This window comes from Mannheimia varigena (genome assembly GCF_013377235.1).
GTDB classification, from domain to species: Bacteria; Pseudomonadota; Gammaproteobacteria; order Enterobacterales; family Pasteurellaceae; genus Mannheimia; species Mannheimia varigena.
Genome location: NZ_CP016226.1, coordinates 902026 through 923320 on the forward strand (window position 1 = coordinate 902026; position 21295 = coordinate 923320).

Sequence of the window (21295 nt, forward strand, 5' to 3'; positions counted from 1 at the left end):
ATCAAAAAAGACCGCTTGTAAGCGGTTTTTTCATTCTCACTCAACAAGTAATCTCTCGTATGGATTACCACTGTAAGGATTTATTATGCCAATTATTACTTTACCGGACGGTTCACAACGTTCATTTGACAACCCTGTTTCTGTAATGGAAGTTGCCCAATCTATCGGGGCAGGTTTAGCAAAAGCAACCATTGCAGGGCGTGTAAACGGCGAACGCCGTGATGCGTGCGACATCATCAGCCAAGACAGCACTCTTGAAATCATCACTGCCAAAGATGAAGATGGTTTAGAGATCATTCGCCACTCAACGGCTCACTTATTAGGTCACGCAATCAAACAATTATTCCCCGATGTCAAAATGGCCATCGGTCCGACCATCGAAAACGGTTTCTACTATGACGTAGATTTAGATCGTTCATTAACCCAAGAAGATTTAGACGCCCTTGAAAAACGAATGTTAGAGTTGGCGAAAACCAACTATGACGTGGTAAAACGCCCGGTGAGCTGGCAAGAAGCTCGTGATACCTTTGAAAGCCGTGGCGAGCCGTACAAAATGGCAATCTTAGATGAAAACATCGGACGCACTGCAACACCGGCGTTGTATCATCACGAAGAATATATTGATATGTGCCGTGGCCCGCACGTGCCAAATATGCGTTTCTGCCAACATTTCAAACTGCAAAAAGTGGCTGGGGCTTACTGGCGTGGCGATAGCAAAAATAAAATGCTACAACGTATTTACGGTACCGCTTGGGCGGACAAAAAACAGCTTGCCGAATACTTACAACGTTTAGAAGAAGCGGCAAAACGTGACCACCGCCGTATCGGTAAAGCGTTAGATTTATACCATATGCAAGAAGAAGCACCGGGTATGGTGTTCTGGCACAATGATGGCTGGACGATTTTCCGTGAACTCGAAACCTTCGTGCGTACTAAATTAAAAGAGTACGATTACCAAGAGGTGAAAGGTCCATTTATGATGGATCGTGTGCTTTGGGAGAAAACCGGTCACTGGCAAAACTACGCGGATTTAATGTTCACAACCCAATCTGAAAACCGTGAATATGCGATCAAACCGATGAACTGCCCAGGTCACGTTCAAATCTTCAACCAAGGCTTGAAATCTTACCGTGATTTACCGATTCGTATGGCGGAATTTGGTTCTTGCCACCGTAATGAGCCATCTGGTTCTTTACACGGTTTAATGCGTGTGCGTGGCTTTACCCAAGATGATGCCCATATTTTCTGTACCGAAGATCAAATCGAGTCTGAAGTAACCAGCTGTATCAAAATGGTGTATGACATCTACAGTACTTTCGGTTTTACCAACATTGCGGTAAAACTTTCAACTCGCCCTGAAAACCGTATCGGTGACGATGCAATGTGGGACAGAGCGGAAGAAGGCTTGGCGAACGCACTTCGCAACAACGGCTTGGAATATCAAATCCAAGAGGGCGAAGGGGCATTCTACGGCCCGAAAATCGAATTTGCGTTGCGTGACTGTTTAGGTCGTGAATGGCAATGTGGTACGGTGCAGTTAGACTTCGCTCTACCGGGTCGCTTAGAAGCTTCTTATGTTGCGGAAGACAACTGTCGCCGCACGCCGGTAATGATTCACCGTGCGATTCTTGGCTCAATTGAGCGTTTCATCGGTATCATCACCGAAGAGTACGCCGGTTTCTTCCCAACGTGGCTTGCACCAACACAAGCAGTAGTAATGAACATCACCGACAGCCAAGCGGAATATGTGCAACAAGTGGTGAAACAGCTTTCTGATGCTGGTATTCGTGTGAAAGCGGATCTCCGCAACGAAAAAGTCGGCTTCAAAGTGCGTGAACACACCCTACGCCGTGTCCCGTATATGCTGGTTTGCGGCGATAAAGAGATCGCAGAAGGCAAAGTATCAGTGCGTACCCGCAAAGGGGCTGATTTAGGCACTTACTTGGTTTCTGATTTAATCGACATCTTGAAAAACCAAATCAAATCTCGTGAGCTGAAATTATTAGGCGAAGAATAAGATAAAGAAAACGGCTAAATAGTGAATATTTAGCCGTTTTTGTTTGGATAGGAGACAGAAATTTAATGCCCACTCAGCACTTTTGCCGGCTCTAATTTTGCTGCTCGGTTAGCCGGATAAAGGCTGGCAAATAAGCTTAAAATAATAGTGGCAAGCAGCACATAGCCAACATCTTGCCAATGCAGTTCACTCGGTAGGAAATCGACAAAATAGACACCGTCAGACAGCAATTTTACGCCGAAAAAGCCCTCGATTGCTTTGATGATAGCGGTCAAATTTAGCGATAAAATTACACCTAAAATAATCCCAAATACTGCCCCTTTCATTCCGGAAAACAAGCCATACCACAGGAAAATGCGGCGAATAAAGGCATTATTTGCCCCCAAAGTTCGCAAAATGGCAATATCGCCCTGTTTATCTTTCACCGCCATAATCAGCGTAGAAATAATATTAAAGCACGCCACGCCAATCACCAGTACCATTGCAATGTACATTACCGTACGAATAAGCTGAATATCGTTGTACATATAGCCGAATTTTTCCACCCAAGTATTCAAGTAAAGCGGCTGCGGATAACCGTTAAGCTGCGGCATTGCCAACACTCGCACATCAAAGGGGTTCGCAAGGCTGATTTCCAAACCTGACACTTGGTTTGGCTGATATTCCATCAGCTCCTGAGCCTTATTCAGCGGAATAAGAGCATAGCTGTGATCCAACTGCCCCTCCAAACGCAACACACCTGTCACCGGCATATTAAAACGCAATGGCTGGGCTAATTTGCCGTCTTCTGTTGGTTGGGGAATCAGCAATGTTACCTCATCGCCAGCCTCAACTTCGAGGGCTTTCGCAATGCCAGCCCCTAAAATCAGCCCATCTTCATCCGCTTTGGCTTGCTGTTGGAAAGCTTGCCACTGTTCATTCAGGATAAATTGGCTAAGCTTACTGACTTGATCTTGCTTCTGCGGCTCAATGCCCCGCACCTGAGCAATTTTAAGCTGTGAGCCGTTTTCAATTAAGGCGGTGAAGCTCACAAAAGGCGAACTAGCGGTCACTTTTTCCGATTTTTTTACCAATTCTTCCAACTTTTTAATATTGTGAATCGGCAAGCTCTGATTACCGTTGTAAGATACCAACTCTGCATGCGGCACAACGGAAAGTACACGGCTGTTTAGCTCTCGCTCAAAACCGTTCATTGCACTTAGCCCGATAATCAGCACCGCCACGCCAAGGGCAATGCCGATGCTTGAAAACCACGAAATCAGCGAAACCAGTCGGTTTTTCTTCTTGCCCCGTTGGTAACGCCAGCTTACAAAAAACGGCGTACTCATAGCGTTCCCTCACTTAACACTCCATCTCGCATTACAAGACTGCGTGAAAGTTTATTCGCAAGGTTTAAATCGTGCGTAACCAACAAAAACGCAATATTCTGTTCTTGGTTGAGCTGTTGGATTAGCTCAAAAATGCTTTCTGTTGTTTTTTGGTCTAGGTTTCCGGTCGGCTCATCGGCAAGCACTAAGGCAGGATTATTCACCAAAGCACGAGCAATCGCCACACGCTGACGTTCCCCACCAGACAATGCAGACGGACGATGTGTAATTCTGTGTGATAATCCGACCGCTTGTAACATTTTTTCCGCTCGATTTGCAGCTTCAGTTTTGTTCTGTTTGCCTATTAACATCGGCATCATCACATTTTCTAACGCTGAAAAGTCCGCCATTAGGTGATGAAACTGATAAACAAAGCCCAAGTTTTGGTTACGCAATAAGGCTAATTTATCTGAGCTTAGTTGCTGCAATGACTGCCCTCGAACCCAAACCTCGCCGGAAGTTGGCTGATCTAAACCGCCAAGCGTGTGCAACAAGGTACTTTTGCCCGACCCCGAACTGCCGACAATCGCCACCAGCTCGCCCGCATTCATTGAAAACGAAACCTCTTTTAGTACCTGAACTTGCTGTTCGCCTTCCTCGTAAAATTTGCTGATATTTTCACAGCGAAGTAATTCTGTCATTTTTACTCACCCACTAAATTTGCTTAAAGTAGATATTGGCTTGGCAATGGCACGGAGGAACTTTGCAAGCAGGACAAATTAAATTAATATCCCCAACCCAATAATCCGGAATTTCTTGAAAGCATTTAAAATCAAACGCTTTCATTACACCTTTAATATTTTCTGTTTCTCCATATTTCCAAGCAACACAAGCAATCACAGAAATATTCTGCTGCTTAAAACTTTCAAGAAGCTGTTTGGTTAAAGCTAAGCCAATGCCCTTTCCTTTCGCTTTCTGACTGACCGCTATTGTTTTAAAAATACCGATTTCTTTCGCATTTTTAGCATATTCAGGTAGGTTTTCTGGTGAGATTTTTAATAATGCCACCGCCTCATTATGAGGCAAAGTCATTGCTGTAATGATGCCTAATACTTCACCATTATTATCCGTTGCCTCAAAACCAAGTGACATAGGATCAGCATCTAATTTGACAAAATCTGCCTCTGTAAAATAACCCTCTCCCAGCTGACTACTAATTAGAGAAACATAATCAGCATAATGTTTCTCTTGAATTTTCTGTATTATCTTCATTAAATTTATCCGTTTTATCGCTTACAAGCGGTCATATTTTATGAGAAATTTGTAAATTCGATTATTCATATCTTAATGCCTGAGCCGGTTCGATTTTTGAAGCTCGGTAGGCTGGGTAAAGGGTGCAAAACAGCGAAAGCAAAATTGAGACCGCAACGATCACTGCAATTTGCGAGCCTAAAATCAGGCTTGGCAGATGAATAGCTGGGTTGATCAAGAGAATAATCTGATCCAAATTGCTGGCTATTAAAATGCCAAGCACACCGCCAATCAGCGAGCCAATCACGCCTACAATCGCCCCTTGGAATACAAAAATCTGCATCACTTGCTTTTTGGTTAAGCCTTGGGTTTGCAAAATCGCAATTTCGCCCTGTTTATCCACCACCATTAGGCTGAGCGAGGTCACAATATTGGAAATCGCCACCACAATAATCAGACTAATCAGCAAGCCCATCATATTTTTTTCCATTTTAACCGCTTGGAAAAATTCCCCTTTTTGCTCACGCCAATCGCTGATTTTATAGTTTTCTTCGCTGAAATGTTGCGGAAGTTCGGTCACTTGGAACGGATCTTGCAGATATAACCGTACGCCTTGTACCTGCTCTTCGCTAATTCTCAACAACCGCCCAACATCAGCTAAATTCGCAAACAGGGTAAATTCGCTCGCCTCACGGTTGGAGTGATAAATGCCTGAAATTTCAAATAAACGCTGCACCGGCACTCGTCCCATTGGGGTGTATTGGCTATTTTCGGTGATCATCAAGCGGAGCTTTTCCCCTACCGCCAAATTCAGTTTATTCGCTAAACGAGAGCCGACCATCACCTTAAATTCACCTTTCGGGAGAAGTTGCTCAATATCTTCATCGGTAATCAGCGGATCATCCGTGGCATCTTCCACGCCAATCAGCTGCCCGGCATTAATACCGTCTGAGCTTTGAATAATGACATTCGCTCGGTTAATTTTGACCGCTTGTTTCGCAAATTCGGGCAAAGAAAGCTTTTCCTCATTGGCAAAATTGCCCTCTTGTGGGGCAATAATAGCGTGTGGGAGGGTGGAAAGCAGATTGGTTTTCTGCATATTTTCCAAACCGTTCATAATCGAAAGCACAATCACCAACGCCATCACACCTAGCACAATGCCAAGGCTGGCAAGATTAGTAACGAGCCGTCCGAAACGGTCGGCACTTTTCGATCTAAAATAGCGAAAAGCAATAAAAAAAGGGGTTAAATTCATTCGCTTATTGGTACAAATAATGAGTAAAAATAATCGGTAAAAATAAATGTGGGGCGAATAACATTCGCCCCGATTTGGTTAGTTTGATGTATCAATTTCCGCAAAGGATTTGACTAAATCATCAATCGCTTTCATTTGTGAAACGAAGGCTTCTAATGTTGAAAGTGGTAAGGCTGACGGGCCATCACATTTTGCTGAATTTGGATCCGGGTGAGCTTCCAAGAAAAGCCCTGCCAAGCCAACTGCCATACCCGAACGAGCAAGTTCCGTCACTTGTGAGCGGCGACCACCTGAAGCCGCACCGAATGGGTCACGACATTGTAGCGAGTGGGTTACGTCAAAAATCACCGGGCAGCCTTTCGACACTTTTTTCATAATGCCGAAACCGAGCATATCCACCACTAAATTATCGTAGCCGAAGTTTGTGCCACGGTCGCATAAAATCACGTTCTCGTTCCCACATTCTGCAATTTTTTCCACAATGTTACCCATCTGCCCCGGACTTAAAAATTGCGGTTTTTTCACATTAATTACCGCACCGGTGCGAGCCATTGCTTCTACTAAATCGGTTTGACGAGCCAAAAATGCAGGGAGCTGGATCACATCCACCACTTCCGCTACCGGCTTACACTGATAAATTTCGTGCACGTCAGTGATGATGCTCACCCCAAAAGTCTGTTTTAACTCTTGGAAAATTTTCAAACCCTCTTCCATTCCCGGCCCACGGTAAGAGTGGATCGAAGAACGGTTCGCCTTGTCAAACGAGGCTTTGAACACATACGGCACCTTGAGTTTGTTCGTCACTTCAACATATTGCTCACACACTCTAAGTGCCATATCACGGCTTTCCAGCACGTTCATACCACCAAAGAGCGTAAATGGCTTATTATTCGCCACTTCAATATTACCAACTTTTACGATTTTATCTGTCATAGGGATTTCCTTGTTTTATAAATTCTTGTTTAATACTTAATGCACCAAACTTACTTGGCTTTTTTGTTCTAAGCCTTTGACTTCCATTTTTAGAATTTCAGCGGAAGGGTCTTCAGGACATTGGTCGATGAAATAATTAATATCTTCCAACGCTGCTTGGTAGCAATCCATACTAGCTAACACCATTCCACGATCACGAATTTCATACGGATCTTTCGGGCTCATTGCTAAGCGGTATTCAATCAAACGCAAGGTTTCTTCATACTTTCCTTCACGGGTGAGAGCCATCTTAAATACGGTTTCGATTCGCTCAAGCAGTTCTTGTGGCTCAGCTCGTCTTAATAGATCAGGCGTTACTTCCACCCCGAATCCCATTTCGCCTTCAAGCCATTTATTGAGCATTTCAATGCCGATAAATTCGCCATTCCACGGGTTAATAAAGCGTACTTTAGTTGCGCCGTTTGGCTGTTTTATTTCTGCTCTTAACACTAATTGTGTTGGAAAGTTTACAGGGTAAAGTGGTAAATCTAACACAGCCGATAAATAAAGCACCACTGCTCCTAATGAAACCGGCATTCCACGCCGTTTTTTGATAACTTGATTGAGCAATAAATTTTCCGTGTGGAAATAGTCTTCATAGTAACAATGAAAACCCCACTCTTTATAAACTAAATGGAGTAATTGATTAATTCGCTCTTTATCGCTTTCACCATTGACGTTGTAGCGAGCTTTTTTAGTTAATGCAGACATCTGCCCAAATACTTGTTGCTCATTTACAGTATCATCAATTAGCGTGGTGAGCCGTAAGATTTCACGATAGAGAAATTTTTTCAACTCGGTATCGCTTATCTTAATTTTCGGTTCTGCCAACCCTTTCAATAATTCTTCAATAATATCGTCCATTTCCTGCCTTTACTTTAGGATTGCTTGGGTTACTCTGTCATTACCGCCATAATCTCGAGCGGTTGCGATAGCTTCCCACAAGCTCAAATCAAATAAATTTCTGACCTGCTCGCCTTGCTGCCAGCCATGCTCTAGCATTAATGCCCCTTGTGGCTTTAAGTAAAGCGGTGCATTTTCAATAATTTTTTGCAAATCGCTCAACCCATTGTTATCGGCAACTAACGCGGTTAAAGGTTCAAAACGCACATCGCCAACTGTTAAATTTTCATCATCTTCATCAATATAGGGTGGGTTCGACAAAATCAAGTCAAACTGCTGATTTTTAATCGCAGAAAACCAATCACTCTGTAAAAATCGGACATTATCAAAGCCAAGATTTTGGCGATTTTCTTCCGCTAGTTGAACAGCATTATGTTGAAAATCTACCCCGATAATATCAGCTTTATCGCCTAACTCACTCGCCATTGCTAACGCAATCGCCCCTGTGCCTGTGCCTAAATCCAAAATTTGCAAATTTTTCTGATTTTCTAACCGCTTGTGAGCAAAATCTAACGTCAACTCAACTAATCGTTCCGTATCTGGGCGGGGAATAAGCGTTGCAGTAGAAACTTTTAACGGTAATGACCAAAACTCTTTCTCGCCTAAAATATATGCCATTGGCTCGCCATTTGCCCGTCTTGCTAATTTTTCGGCAAGTTGTTTTAACTCACTTTCGGTTAAGATAGTTTCGCTAAACGCAAAAATTGCTGATTTGGTGCGTTTTGTAACTGCTTGTAGGAGCAAATTCGCATCGAATTTGGCATCTAAAAAAGGGTTATTTTCAGCATTCTCGAGCAATGTTTGTTCAGCAAAAATAAGCCATTCAGCATAAGTTTTGGGGCACATATTGATATATTCCCAATTTAGAATAGTAAATTATAAAACCCTTACACAATTCCCAGAACGTACCGCTTCAGCAACTTTCTGTTCAATGCTAAATGCTTTGGTAGTAAAGTTACTTACGGCAAGGTTTACTTTGGCCTTGCCTGCTTTTTTTGTTTGTTGGTTTAATGCATCAAAATATTGCTGCTCTAAACTTTGTAGCTCTTGATTTGCTTGTAAATTAGCTTGAACTTCATCAGAATGAGCACGAGAAACCTTACTCTGAGTAAAGCTATAAGTTAGAGTGCTATCTGCAAATTTCCAGCTACCTGAACGCTCTAGGGCATAATTAAATAACGGTTTTTCAGCAGGGAGCGTGACATTACCAAGATAGTTCGCTTTACCATTTTTTCCTAATTTCACTTTATTGGTAGTTGCAGCAACACCATTCATAGCACATTCCCACTCTCCAACAAAATGCTCGGTAGTTGGCGTAATAACTTCGTTTTTTACTGTTGAACCTGAGTTAATAAAGCTATTACAAGCAGTGAGTAAAGCAGTTACAGTGATTAGTAATATTTTTTTCATATTGAAATTCCTCTTTATTTAGTCCACAAGCGGTCAAATTTTACAAAAACTATGCAAAAATTGACCGCTTGTAATATTAGTTTTGCTCAGACAACGCCGCTAACTGATCCGCTTGGTATTCGGTAATAATCGGCTGAATTAATTCATCAATTTTGCCGTTCATCACTTCATCTAAACGGTAAACCGTTAAGTTGATACGGTGGTCGGTGACACGCCCTTGTGGGTAGTTGTAGGTACGGATTTTATCCGAACGGTCGCCCGAGCCGAGTAGGTTACGGCGAGTGTCTGCCTGTTCTGCCGCTTGGCGTTCTTGTTCAACTTGTACGATACGAGAGGCAAGCACTGCTAAGGCTTTCGCTTTGTTTTTGTGTTGCGAACGTTCGTCTTGGCACTCCACCACAATGCCGGTTGGAATATGGGTAATCCGCACCGCAGAGTCGGTAGTATTAACGTGCTGACCGCCTGCACCCGATGAACGGTAGGTGTCGATACGCAAATCAGACGGATTGATTTCCGGCATTTCGCTTTCCGGCAGCTCCGGCATTACCGCAACGGTACAAGCTGAAGTGTGAATACGCCCTTGCGATTCGGTTTTCGGCACACGTTGCACACGGTGACCGCCCGACTCGAATTTAAGCTGTCCGTAAACGCCTTCACCGCTGATTTTAACGATGATCTCTTTGTATCCGCCCTGCTCGCTTTCGTTCGCCGACATTTCCTCAATTCTCCAGCGTTTGCTTTCGCAATAACGGCTGTACATACGGTATAAATCGCCAGCGAAAATCCCTGCTTCATCGCCGCCTGTTCCCGCACGAATTTCAAGGAAAGCGTTGTATTCATCGTTTGGATCTTTTGGTAACAACAAGATTTGTAAATGCTGCTCAAGGTTTTCAATTTCTGCTTTGTTTTCGGCAATTTCTTCCGCGGCCATATCCTTCATATCGGGGTCGTCTAGCAGTAATTGAGCTTCTTCGATGTCGGTATTGAGCTTTTTCCAGCGGTTAAAGGTGCCGACCACTTCCTCTAATTGGGAATATTCTTTGGAATACGCACGGAATTTGTCTTGATCGGAAATCACCGAAGCATCGCCTAGCAACGCCTGTAGCTCTTCGTGGCGTTCGCTTAAACTTTCTAATTTATTGATAATGGAATCTTTCATTGAAAATATCTCTTAATATATTTGTGTAGGGCTAAACATTTTTCACCCCTACTGTTAGATTTTAAAAGGAAATAAACTGGCGGATTATAGCCGATTTTCCGTTAAAAATCTTGCTCAATCGCAAGCCAATTTTCCAGCATCTCTTTTCCGTATTCGGTGATAAAGGATTCCGGGTGGAACTGCACACCGAAAATCGGCAACTTCTTGTGTTTAAATGCCATCAGCACGTTTTGTTCGCAAATAGCAGTGGCGACAAGCGGTGTATTTTCGAGAGAATTTTGCAAAATCCCCCAAGAGTGATACAGCCCCACTTGAAACTGCTTCGGCAAGCCGTTGAACATCGGGTTTGGCTCAATTTGGGTCAGCGTGCGTTGCTGCCCGTGGCGAACATTCTCCAAATTGTAAAGCGTGCCGCCGAAAAATTCACAAATCGTTTGATGCCCCAAGCAGACACCGAGAATGGATTTGGTTTGGTGATAACGTTCCAGCATCGCAAAGGTTTGTGGGTAAGCCCTCGGCACATCTGGGCCAGGGGAGATCAGAATATGGCTGAAATTCTCCACTTCGTCTAAGTTCAGATCTTCCACCAACTCCACTTCCGCTGGTACATTGATTTTGCGAAGTAAATCGACCAAGTTGAAAGTAAAAGAGTCGTGGTTGTCGATGATTAATAGTTTTTTTTGCATTTGGTTAGTTCTTTGTTATTTCAAATCTCCCACTCCCCTCTTTTCTAAAGAGGGGCGATCATTCAGAAGGTATATTCCATTCATCTGACTATTTATTCTTAATGACGGCAGATGAATTTATTAATTTCGGTGTTCTAGTTCCCCTCTTTAGACAAAGAGGGGATAAGGGAGATTTGACCTATTCTTCTAATAATTCCTTGGAAACCATTTCCAATTTGATGGTATCCACCTCATTTTCAATCAATTCCACCTGCGGCACAATTTGGCTGGCTTTGCTGGAAAGATGTTGAAAACGCTCTACTTTACCTAGCAAACCTTGTCGCCCAACAAGTGAAGTAACGGCTTGATTATATTGATTATTCGCTGTGTTCAGCGTATTCCCCAATTTGGCTAAACGATCTGCCACCGCACACACTTGGTTGTAAATTTCGCCCGCTTTTTCGCTGATTTCACGGGCTTCTGAATTGCCTCGCTCAATTCGCCATAAATTCGCTACGGTGCGTAAAATCGGCATTAGCGTGGTGTGCGAAACCAAAATCACGTTGCGTTCATAGCCAAAGTTGAACAGTTGTGGATCGTGCTTCATCGCCTCGATATAAGCAGGCTCAATCGGCACGAACATCAACACAAAATCAGGGCTTTTAATGCCAAGCAAAGCACTGTAATTTTTCCTCGACAAATTTTCAATATGGGAGCGAAGCGAGCGACAATGCTCGTCTAATGCTTGAGAAATTGCAAAATTTTCTTCTGATCTGACCGCTTGATCATACGCCAGCAGCGACACTTTGCTGTCAATAATCAAGTGTTTTTGATCCGGCAGATGCACCACGAAATCCGGAGCAAAACGTCTTCCCTCTTCATCTCGAAAACTCTCTTGAGCTTGATAATGTTCGCCTGCCAGTAAGCCTGCCGATTGCAAGGCACTTTCCAACTGCACCTCGCCCCAGTTTCCGGCAACTTTATTATTACCTTTTAACGCATTCGTGAGGTTTTGTGCCTCTTCCGACATTGACACGCCGATTTGCAATACCCGCTTAATTTCCGCTTCCAAATTCGCCGAACCTTTGAGCGATTCACTATGCACCTCGTTCACCCGCTTTTGGAAACCCTCAATTTGCTCTTTAAACGGCTTGAGCAACGCCTCCAGCGAGCTTTGATTAGTCTCGCTAAATCGCTTGCTTTTCTCATCTAAAATTTGTTGGGCGAGATGTTGAAATTCCACATTAAGCTGTTGTTTTACTTCAATAAAATTACGTTGCTGCGCCTCAAAATTCGCCTGTTTTTCCGAAAGGGTAGTGCGAAGTTCCGTCAGCTCATTTTGCACCTCATTCAAACGGCTAAACAGCGATTGATTTTCACGCTCTTTGTGCGACAGAGAACTCTGGCTAAATTGCAGCTGCTCTTCCAAACTTTCTGCTTTGGCTTGTGATGAACCCACCCGCTCTTTCAGCTCGTTAATATAACGCTCCAGCTCATTTTCATGCTGCTCGGCAACGTCTATTTTTTGCTGAATGCGTTGCAGTTGCACATCTCGCTCGCTCAAACGCTCACTCACCGCTTCAAATTTAGTCTGCTGCTGAATTGCCCACTGCTCAAGCTGATTTTTCTCTTGTGCTAAATTTTCATATTTTTGCTGAATTTGGTTAAAATCTGCAGTGATTTTGCTGAGATCTTGGCTTAATTCAAACGCATCTCGCTGATAGCGGGATTGCAGAAAGAATAGATAAATGCCAATCAGCACGCAGACGGCAAGGGCAACATAGAGCCAAATATCATCAATATTGAAGGATGCGTTCATCGGTAAAACCTTTTTCAAAAAAATGCTTTTCAAAATTCTTGCTTTGCATTATAACAGAGCTTTTCAGTATTAAGCATTTCCGTTTTATGCAAGATTTTATAGACAATGCCAATCAATATGGCAAGACAAAACGCCCTTTTTTCTTCCTAATTGATTTTGAGCAACAAAAGCCCTTGATTTTTCCGCTCGAACAAGCTGCGGCAAGTGGTCTTTTTTTCGATTTTTTTTGCAAATCAAATATCGAAACTCCCTTCGAAAAAACAACTAAACCTTTTGAATTTTCAGCAAAAGCAATGACTTTTGCAGATTATCAGAAAGGGTTTGATCGAGTAAAAAAAGAGATTCAAGCAGGCAACAGTTACCTACTCAATTTAACTTATCCAACAGAAATCCAAACTAACTATTCGCTGGCAGAGATTTTTGCCAGCTCTCAGGCAAAATATAAGTGCTACTTGCAAGATCAATTTGTCTGCTTTTCTCCTGAATGCTTTGTGCGAATTGAGCAGAACCGCATTTTTTCCTACCCGATGAAAGGGACGATTAATGCAAACGAAGAGAATGCGGAGAAGAAATTAATGGCTTCGGAAAAAGAGTTTACCGAGCATAATACGATTGTGGATCTGATCCGAAACGATCTTGCGTTAGTGGCGAAAAATGTTGAAGTCACCAAATATCGCTATGTGGAAAAAGTGCAAACCCATCGTGGGGCGATTTTGCAGACAAGTTCCGAGATCTGCGGCGAATTAGCTGAAAACTGGCAGGAAAATATCGGCACAATTTTAGCAAAATTATTGCCTGCAGGTTCAATTAGTGGGGCTCCAAAAGAGAAAACGGTTGAAATTATTCAGCAAGCTGAATGGGGTGAACGAGGTTATTACACCGGCATTTTCGGCTATTTTGACGGAGACAGTTTAGAAAGTGCGGTAGCCATTCGCTATGTTGAAAAAACAGAAAACGGAATGCAGTTTAGAAGTGGCGGTGGTATTACCTCACAAAGTGTGCTGGAGCAGGAATATAACGAAATTTTAGAGAAAGTGTATGTGCCAATTTCCGCTGTTTGAAACCATTTTAATCTTGGACGGGCAAGCTCAAAATTTGGCTTATCATCAACAGCGTTTTGAGCTGGCGGTGCAAGAGTATTTCGGGCAAAATCCTGCTTTTTCGCTGGCTGAAATATTAGAAATTCCAAACGAATTTCAACAAGGAAAAGTACGTTGTCGCATTGATTATAATGCCGAAAATTATGAGCTGAAATTTTTTGCTTATCAGCTAAAATCAATTTGCCGTTTTCGTTGCGTGGAAGTGGAAAATTGGGATTATCACCTCAAATTTAGCGATCGCAAGCGGTTTGATTTGCTGAATATTTTGCAAAATGAGGAAGTGATCATTCTCAATAATGGCAAGGTAAGCGACTGCTCCATCGGCAATTTATTGTTTTTAAAACAAGGCATTTGGTACAGCCCGCAAGATTATTTACTTAAAGGTACGCAACTTTCGAGGCTTCTTGAGCAAGGAAAAGTGGTTTTAGCCGAAATTTACAGGCAAGATTTGGCAGAATATGAAAAAATAATGTTGATTAACGCATTAAATCCGTTCGATGAAAATCGGGCGTTGCCGTGTTCCGCCATTTATTTTTGTGATCTCGATCGAAAATCATAAAAAAACACTTGCAACTGGATAAGTAAATACTATAATAATATACAGTTATTTTACACAATAAGCATTTACCAAAATTGACAAAGGATAAAATATGGCAGAGAAAAAAGGTCAGAAAAATGCCCCTGTTAAGCAAATTGATCCAGAACAAAAAGAGAAGGCACTGGCAGCTGCATTAGCTCAAATTGAGAAACAGTTCGGTAAAGGCTCAATTATGAAATTGGGCGATACACAAGCATTAGATATTGAGGCTGTTTCAACAGGTTCTTTAGGGCTAGATTCTGCATTAGGTATTGGCGGTTTACCAATGGGGCGTATTGTTGAAATCTATGGTCCAGAATCTTCAGGTAAAACAACCTTAACTTTATCTGTTGTTGCTCAAGCTCAAAAAAACGGTAAAACTTGCGCATTTATTGACGCAGAACACGCACTTGATCCAACTTATGCACGTAAACTAGGTGTAGATACAGACGGTTTATTAATTTCACAGCCAGATAATGGTGAACAAGCATTAGAAATTTGCGATGCATTAGTGCGTTCTGGCGCGGTTGATGTGATCATCGTGGACTCTGTAGCAGCACTTACACCAAAAGCTGAAATTGAAGGCGATATGGGAGATTCTCATATGGGCTTACAAGCACGTTTAATGTCGCAAGCATTACGTAAATTAACTGCGAATATTAAATCAACTAACTGCTTGGTTATCTTTATTAACCAAATTCGTATGAAGATTGGTGTAATGTTCGGTAACCCAGAAACCACAACGGGTGGTAATGCCTTGAAATTCTATGCTTCTGTGCGTTTAGATATCCGCCGTTCAGGGGTAGTAAAAGATGGTGATGAAGTTATTGGTAGTGAAACCAAAGTAAAAGTAGTAAAAAACAAAGTTGCACCGCCATTCCGGGAAGTTCAATTTGATATTATGTACGGTGAAGGAATCGCCCGTATGAATGAATTGTTAATTCTTGCAGAAGCACATGGCTTCATTAATAAAGCTGGGGCTTGGTTCTCTTACGAGGGCGAAAAAATCGGTCAGGGTAAAAACAACGCAATTAAATGGTTAAAAGAACATCCTGAAATTGCTGATAAAATTGAGCAGGATATTAGAAACTTACTCATCGCTAACCCGAACTTAGCATCTACACCAGATTCTAAGGACTCAGATGACAATGAAGAGTTTAATGAAGAAGAGTTATAATTAACTTAATTTATGCGATTTTCGCTTAATGTGAAAATCGCATTTTTATTTCAATTTATGAAAACTATTGCGACAACCAAAACAAATAAATACACAGCAACTAATTATCTGCTATATTTACTTTCAAAACGTGACTATAGCGAGAAAGAGCTTCGACAAAAACTCGAACAGAAAGAGTATAAAGCCGAAGAAATTGATGAAGCGATAGAAAAAGCTCAATCAAATAACTGGCAAAGTGATGAGCGATTTTGTTCAACGCTAATCCGTTATCGTTCAATGCAAGGCATAGGTCCTCGTCGTTTAAAGCAAGAATTAAAACTCAAGGGTATTAAAGATTGGCTTATTAATCAAGAACTTGAAAATGCGGAGACCGATTGGTTTAAATTAGCAGAACAAATTTTTGAGAAAAAACGGCCGCTTGTGTGGGATCTGAAAGCTAAACAAAAAATGTGGCGGTTTATGATCAGTCGCGGTTTTTACAACGATCATTTTAGTCATTTAATGGATTTAGATTATAGTAGTGATGAATATGAATAAAGAGAAAATAACCTTTTTTAGCCGATTTGAATCAGATATTGTAAGCAGTAGAAAAACTATTACCATTCGAGATAAATCAGAATCTTACTTTCAACCTAACCAAGAATTAGCCGTTTTTACCAACGAAACAGATCGCTTTTTTGCTAATATCAAAGTGCTTTCTGTAACACCAATTCAATATGATGAGTTAAGTGAACAACACGCTCAACAAGAGAATATGAGCTTAGCTGAATTGAAAAAAGTCATTCGAGAGATTTATCCGAATGACAACTCCTTTTTTGTAATTCATTTTGAACTGATTTAATTATTAACGCTATGGTACTATTTAAATCCACTAAGCAAGTTGAGTTATGCCCACAATGCCATTCATCCTTGCAACTTAAACAAGGGAAGAAAGGCTTATTTTTGGGCTGTTCAACATATCCCAAGTGCGATTATATAAAGCCATTACACCACGAAAATCATATCATTAAAAAGTTAGAAGAATGCTGTCCTGAATGTGGGCACTATCTTCAACTAAAACAAGGTAGTTATGGTATTTTTATTGGGTGCAGTAACTATCCAGAATGCCATTTTATTGTTCACGAAGAAGCTGAAGTAGAAGAAGAGTTTGATTGCCCTGAGTGCAAACAGAATAAACTGATTACTAGAAAAGGGCGTTTAGGTAAAACATTTTATGGTTGTAGCGGTTTCCCTGGCTGTAAATTTACCTTACCAACTCAGCCAATTAAACAACAGTGTGAAAAATGTGGCTGTGAACTCGCTACCATCAAAAAAATAAAGGGTAAACAATACACTATTTGTGCAAATAAAAGTTGTCAGCACCAAATCCTATATCAAACAGAAGTAGAACCGAATGGATAATTTCTTAGACATAGTTAATCAATTAAAACAAGAAGGAGTGGTAGCTTACCCAACTGAGGCTGTTTTTGGCTTAGGCTGTAATCCACAAAGTGAAAAAGCGGTGAGGAAATTACTCGAATTAAAACAACGTCCTAAAGAAAAAGGCTTAATTTTACTGGCTTCCGATTTGAAATATCTTCTCTCTTATATTGATGAAAATCGAATGACAGAACAGGCTTGGCAACAGCTAAACCAAATTGGCGAGCAAGCTATTACTTGGGTCGTGCCCGTAAAAAAAAGTGTGCCGAGTTACCTCACAGGTAAATTTGATTCCATTGCCGTGCGTTTATGTAAAGTACCAGCTGTAGTAGCACTCTGTGAGGCAACAGGTTTTGCTCTCACTTCAACCAGTGCTAATTTAACAGGTGAGCCACCTTGTCGAAATTCAGAAGAAGTACGGGTTCAATTTGGAGATGATTTTCCTGTATTAAATGCAAAAACGTTAAGCAGAGAAAACCCTTCTGAAATTCGAGATATTTTCAGCCAACAGATTTTTAGACAAGGATAACTAATGAACCAATACGCTGTTTGGGGCAATCCGATTGCACAAAGTAAATCACCTCGCATTCATCAACTTTTTGGCTTGCAGACTCAACGAGAGATTGAATATATCGCGAAATTAGGTGATGAAATTGCCTTTGAGCAACAATTAGCGGAGTTTTTCAATTCAGGTGCTAAGGGTTGTAATATCACTGCTCCCTTTAAAGAACGAGCATTTACTGTTGCTGATGAATATAGTGAAAGTTGCTTATTAGCAGAGGCTTGTAACACTTTAAAGCGATTAGATGATGGCCGTTTATATGCCGATAATACCGACGGTAAAGGTTTAGCGGTTGATTTAGATCGGCTTGGTTGGCTAAAAGCGGGGCAAAAGACCTTAATTTTGGGGGCAGGCGGAGCAACCAAAGGCGTATTGTTACCATTACTTCAGGCAGGGTTAGAGATTACGATTTATAATCGTACTGTAGATAAAGCGGTCATTTTAGCGGAAAAATTTGCAAGATTTGGCAAGATTCAGACCGCTTGTTTAGAGGATCTAGCCGGACGACAGTTTGATTTAATCATTAATGCAACTTCTCTAGGCTTGCAGGGAAAATATGTTGAACTACCAGTATCTTTAATGGCTTCAGCCAAAATTTACGATATGCAATATGCCGTTAATATGCAAACGCCATTTCTCAATTATGCAAGAGATTGTGGTTCCATAGAATATCAAGATGGTTTAGGAATGTTAGTTGGGCAAGCTGCTTTTGCTTTTGCTTTGTGGGAAAATAAATTTCCTAATATTGAGCCTGTTCTTACACAGTTAAAACAAGAAATGCAATCTGTAAAATAATAAACCAACTATTATTTTATAAACAGAAAATGCTATATTTCCATCAAAACGACGAACATCTATACAATCAAACTCAAAAAACATTTTTTTTGAAAAAAGTATTTGACGGAGCGCTCTAAAATCAGCATAATGCACTCCGTTAACCGATATGGTGAACGCAAATGGCTACATAGCTCAGCTGGTTAGAGCACAACACTCATAATGTTGGGGTCGCAAGTTCGAATCTCGCTGTAGCCACCATTGCGGGACTGGCGAAATTGGTAGACGCACCAGATTTAGGTTCTGGCGCCGCGAGGTGTGTGGGTTCAAGTCCCTCGTCCCGCACCATTTATCGATTAGCAAAAATTAGTGTTGGGGTATCGCCAAGCGGTAAGGCACCGGGTTTTGATCTCGGCATTCCTAGGTTCGAATCCTAGTACCCCAGCCATCTAATTTCAAATTTTCAAATCTATTTAAGCTAACGTAAGTTAGTTTTTTTATTTTGGGGTATCGCCAAGCGGTAAGGCACCGGGTTTTGATCTCGGCATTCCTAGGTTCGAATCCTAGTACCCCAGCCATATGTTCTATTAAATAATTTCTAGTATTTTTTCGTCTATTTATATTGAAATACCATTTGCAAAGAATTATTTCCTATTTGCTTACCTTAATATATAAAGGGAGAAAATATTCTCCCTGTAGTCAGCCAGACATATTAATAATTTAAATCTTCTCTAAATTCGCCATTTTCGCAATCAACCATTTAATGCCATTACCGACAAAAGCCACTTGTAAACGGGTTGCTTCGCCTGAACCTTCCACATTGATAATCGTACCTTGCCCAAATTTAGTATGATTGACTTTTTGTCCCATTTTCCAACTATCATCATTCAAAATAGAAGCGGTCGTTTTTTGCGGATTTTTTGCAAATGAGGAAGATTGATTAAAGCTCGCCGCACGGTTGATTGAGCCTCTTAAACGCACCTCACGGATATGCTCTTCGGGTAGCTCTGCAATAAAGCGAGAAGGAACATGGCGCTCTTCTTTGCCGTATAAACGGCGAGATTCCGCATAGCTAATGGTGAGTTTCTTCTTCGCACGAGTAATGCCAACGTATGCCAAGCGACGCTCTTCTTGCAATCTGCCTTCATCAAAACTCATTCCACTTGGGAAAATCCCTTCTTCCACACCCACCATAAATACACGTGGGAATTCTAAGCCTTTCGCTGAGTGTAATGTCATTAGCTCCACATAATCTTCGTGTTGAGAGGCTTGAGCTTCACCGGCTTCAAGTGATGCGTGAGTTAAAAAGGCGGTTAAATCCGTTAAATCTTCTGCTTCGTCAGGTTTTACGAATTGTTTGGTAGCGGTAACTAACTCTTCTAAGTTTTCAATACGAACTTCGCCTTTCTCGCCTTTTTCTTGCTTATACATTTCATACAAGCCCGATTTTTTAATCACATAATCGGTTTGTTCGGCTAAAGACATCTGCTCGGTTTCTTGATCTAAGGCATTAATCAACTCAACAAAGCGGAGTAATGAAGAGGCTGCTCTGCCTGAAAGTTGTTCTTCCTGCACTGCCACTTGAATAGCTTGCCATAACGTAATTTGGCGATTACGGGTAATTTGGCGAAGCGTATCTAAGGTTCTATCACCAATGCCTCTGGTTGGAGTATTAATGACACGCTCAAATGCAGCATCGTCTTGGCGGTTGGCAATCAAACGCAGATACGCCAATGCGTCTTTGATCTCTTGGCGTTCAAAGAATCGCATTCCGCCGTAAATGCGGTACGGAATATTGGCTTGAATTAAGGCTTCCTCAATCACACGGGACTGGCTGTTGCTACGGTAAAGCACCGCACATTCGGCAAGATCGCCCTCGTCCTCTTTCCATTGTTTGATTTGCGAAGCGACAAAGCGGGCTTCGTCCAACTCATTGAAGGCACAGTAAATATCTACGGGTTCGCCATCACCACTATCTGTCCATAAATTTTTGCCTAATCGGTTATCATTATTGGCAATTAATTCGTTAGCACAACTTAAAATATTACCTGTAGAGCGGTAATTTTGTTCCAAACGAATGGTTTGAGCGTTGTCGTAATCATTGAGGAAACGTTGGATATTTTCCACCTGCGCCCCACGCCAACCGTAAATAGATTGGTCATCATCGCCCACGATCATCACTTTACCGACATTTCCTGCCAATAAACGAATGAGATCGTACTGAATATTGTTGGTGTCTTGGAACTCATCAATCAAAATCTGCTGAAAACGTTGCTGGTAACGCTGTAAAATAGCAGGTTTATGCTTAAATAATTCATAGGCACGAATAAGTAGCTCGGCAAAATCCAAAAGACCTGCTCGGTCGCAAGCCTCTTGATAGATTTGGTAAATCTCAACCAACTTTTTCTCATTTGGATCGTTATGGTGATCAATATCTTTCGCCCGATTACCCTTATCTTTTTGAGCATTGATATACCAAGCTACGTGTTTCGGCGGGAAATGTTTTTCATCAATATTGTGTAATTTCAACAAGCGTTTAAGTAAACGCTGCTGATCCTCGGTATCCATAATTTGAAAATCTTGCGGTAAATCGGCATCTAAATAATGGGAGCGTAATAAACGATTAGCAATACTATGAAAAGTGCCTACCCACATACCAAACAGGCGGTTATCTCCTGATTGGGAAAGGGTATGCTCAATACGGTGCCGCATTTCTGCGGCGGCTTTATTGGTAAAAGTTACGGCGAGAATGTTTGATTCCGGTATATTTTCCACGCCAATTAACCACGCAATGCGGTGAGTTAAAACCCTTGTTTTGCCCGAACCGGCTCCCGCCAGAACCAAATAATTGCCGATTGGTGCAGCAACAGCTTCTCGCTGCTTGTCATTTAAACCATCTAATAATAATGAAAAATCCATAATCACCTT

At 41.7% G+C, this 21295-nt stretch carries 21 protein-coding genes and 4 tRNA genes; 13 read left to right on the forward strand and 12 right to left on the reverse strand.

The genetic code is table 11. The features are described 5' to 3' along the window. Window positions 1-85 precede the first annotated feature (85 nt). The gene (gene thrS, locus A6B40_RS04020; RefSeq protein WP_176671638.1) at window positions 86-2017 is read left to right on the forward strand and encodes a threonine--tRNA ligase; all 1932 of its coding nucleotides are present in this window, start codon (window positions 86-88) and stop codon (window positions 2015-2017) included. A gap of 62 nt (window positions 2018-2079) precedes the next feature. Here thrS and lolE read toward each other — a convergent pair whose 3' ends face one another. From lolE to A6B40_RS04075, 11 genes are all read right to left on the reverse strand, one after another. Further along, a complete protein-coding gene (gene lolE, locus A6B40_RS04025) occupies window positions 2080-3345 on the reverse strand; it encodes a lipoprotein-releasing ABC transporter permease subunit LolE (protein WP_176671639.1) in 1266 nt (421 codons plus the stop codon). Beyond that, window positions 3342-4025, reverse strand: a complete 684-nt coding sequence (gene lolD / locus A6B40_RS04030; protein ID WP_176671640.1) for a lipoprotein-releasing ABC transporter ATP-binding protein LolD — start codon at window positions 4023-4025, stop codon at window positions 3342-3344. The genes lolE and lolD overlap by 4 nt, the downstream gene beginning before the upstream one ends. Window positions 4026-4038: 13 nt before the next feature. Further along, the gene (locus A6B40_RS04035; RefSeq protein ID WP_112111306.1) at window positions 4039-4596 is read right to left on the reverse strand and encodes a GNAT family N-acetyltransferase; all 558 of its coding nucleotides are present in this window, start codon (window positions 4594-4596) and stop codon (window positions 4039-4041) included. Window positions 4597-4657: 61 nt separating this feature from the next. Then, on the reverse strand, window positions 4658-5830 hold the full coding sequence (locus A6B40_RS04040) for a lipoprotein-releasing ABC transporter permease subunit (protein WP_176671641.1): 1173 nt from the start codon (window positions 5828-5830) through the stop codon (window positions 4658-4660). Between the two features lie 78 nt (window positions 5831-5908). Then, entirely contained in the window at window positions 5909-6763 is an 855-nt protein-coding gene (gene kdsA, locus A6B40_RS04045) for a 3-deoxy-8-phosphooctulonate synthase (RefSeq protein WP_176671642.1), read from the reverse strand. A gap of 36 nt (window positions 6764-6799) precedes the next feature. Continuing rightward, window positions 6800-7666, reverse strand: a complete 867-nt coding sequence (locus A6B40_RS04050; protein WP_176671643.1) for a SirB1 family protein — start codon at window positions 7664-7666, stop codon at window positions 6800-6802. 9 nt (window positions 7667-7675) lie between these two features. Further along, window positions 7676-8551, reverse strand: a complete 876-nt coding sequence (prmC, locus tag A6B40_RS04055) for a peptide chain release factor N(5)-glutamine methyltransferase (protein WP_176671644.1) — start codon at window positions 8549-8551, stop codon at window positions 7676-7678. A 30-nt stretch (window positions 8552-8581) separates the two neighbouring features. Beyond that, a complete protein-coding gene (locus A6B40_RS04060) occupies window positions 8582-9115 on the reverse strand; it encodes a hypothetical protein (RefSeq protein WP_176671645.1) in 534 nt (177 codons plus the stop codon). Window positions 9116-9191: 76 nt separating this feature from the next. After that, a complete protein-coding gene (gene prfA / locus A6B40_RS04065; RefSeq protein WP_025217859.1) occupies window positions 9192-10274 on the reverse strand; it encodes a peptide chain release factor 1 in 1083 nt (360 codons plus the stop codon). A 101-nt stretch (window positions 10275-10375) separates the two neighbouring features. Beyond that, window positions 10376-10960 carry an anthranilate synthase component II gene (locus tag A6B40_RS04070; RefSeq protein ID WP_176671646.1) on the reverse strand — a complete coding sequence of 195 codons (585 nt, stop codon included), beginning with the start codon at window positions 10958-10960 and terminating at the stop codon, window positions 10376-10378. 178 nt (window positions 10961-11138) lie between these two features. Next, window positions 11139-12758 carry a DNA recombination protein RmuC gene (locus A6B40_RS04075; protein ID WP_176671647.1) on the reverse strand — a complete coding sequence of 540 codons (1620 nt, stop codon included), beginning with the start codon at window positions 12756-12758 and terminating at the stop codon, window positions 11139-11141. 86 nt (window positions 12759-12844) lie between these two features. On the opposite strand from A6B40_RS04075, the gene A6B40_RS04080 reads away from it, so the two are divergent. From A6B40_RS04080 to A6B40_RS04135, 12 genes are all read left to right on the forward strand, one after another. Next, entirely contained in the window at window positions 12845-13819 is a 975-nt protein-coding gene (locus tag A6B40_RS04080; RefSeq protein WP_176671648.1) for an aminodeoxychorismate synthase component I, read from the forward strand. Continuing rightward, complete coding sequence (locus tag A6B40_RS04085; RefSeq protein ID WP_176671649.1) at window positions 13797-14417, forward strand: aminotransferase class IV family protein; 621 nt, start codon at window positions 13797-13799, stop codon at window positions 14415-14417. The genes A6B40_RS04080 and A6B40_RS04085 overlap by 23 nt, the downstream gene beginning before the upstream one ends. 91 nt (window positions 14418-14508) lie before the next feature. Next, entirely contained in the window at window positions 14509-15612 is a 1104-nt protein-coding gene (gene recA, locus A6B40_RS04090; RefSeq protein WP_025217864.1) for a recombinase RecA, read from the forward strand. A 57-nt stretch (window positions 15613-15669) separates the two neighbouring features. Next, window positions 15670-16149: a recombination regulator RecX gene (gene recX / locus A6B40_RS04095; RefSeq protein ID WP_176671650.1), complete on the forward strand. Its 480-nt coding sequence runs from the start codon at window positions 15670-15672 to the stop codon at window positions 16147-16149. Continuing rightward, window positions 16142-16453: a N(4)-acetylcytidine aminohydrolase gene (yqfB, locus tag A6B40_RS04100; RefSeq protein WP_176671651.1), complete on the forward strand. Its 312-nt coding sequence runs from the start codon at window positions 16142-16144 to the stop codon at window positions 16451-16453. The genes recX and yqfB overlap by 8 nt, the downstream gene beginning before the upstream one ends. A gap of 11 nt (window positions 16454-16464) precedes the next feature. Continuing rightward, window positions 16465-17013, forward strand: a complete 549-nt coding sequence (locus A6B40_RS04105) for a DNA topoisomerase family protein (RefSeq protein ID WP_025342261.1) — start codon at window positions 16465-16467, stop codon at window positions 17011-17013. Continuing rightward, window positions 17006-17560 (forward strand): L-threonylcarbamoyladenylate synthase type 1 TsaC, encoded by a 555-nt coding sequence (tsaC, locus tag A6B40_RS04110; RefSeq protein WP_176671652.1) that lies wholly within the window; start codon window positions 17006-17008, stop codon window positions 17558-17560. The genes A6B40_RS04105 and tsaC overlap by 8 nt, the downstream gene beginning before the upstream one ends. Before the next feature lie 3 nt (window positions 17561-17563). Then, window positions 17564-18388 carry a shikimate dehydrogenase gene (gene aroE, locus A6B40_RS04115; RefSeq protein ID WP_112111316.1) on the forward strand — a complete coding sequence of 275 codons (825 nt, stop codon included), beginning with the start codon at window positions 17564-17566 and terminating at the stop codon, window positions 18386-18388. A gap of 163 nt (window positions 18389-18551) precedes the next feature. Further along, window positions 18552-18628 (forward strand) — tRNA-Met (locus tag A6B40_RS04120). Between the two features lie 2 nt (window positions 18629-18630). Next, window positions 18631-18715, forward strand: a tRNA-Leu gene (locus A6B40_RS04125). A 25-nt stretch (window positions 18716-18740) separates the two neighbouring features. Beyond that, window positions 18741-18815 (forward strand) — tRNA-Gln (locus A6B40_RS04130). Between the two features lie 55 nt (window positions 18816-18870). Further along, window positions 18871-18945 (forward strand) — tRNA-Gln (locus tag A6B40_RS04135). 142 nt (window positions 18946-19087) lie between these two features. Here A6B40_RS04135 and uvrD read toward each other — a convergent pair. Next, the gene (gene uvrD / locus A6B40_RS04140; protein ID WP_176671653.1) at window positions 19088-21286 is read right to left on the reverse strand and encodes a DNA helicase II; all 2199 of its coding nucleotides are present in this window, start codon (window positions 21284-21286) and stop codon (window positions 19088-19090) included. Window positions 21287-21295 lie beyond the last annotated feature (9 nt).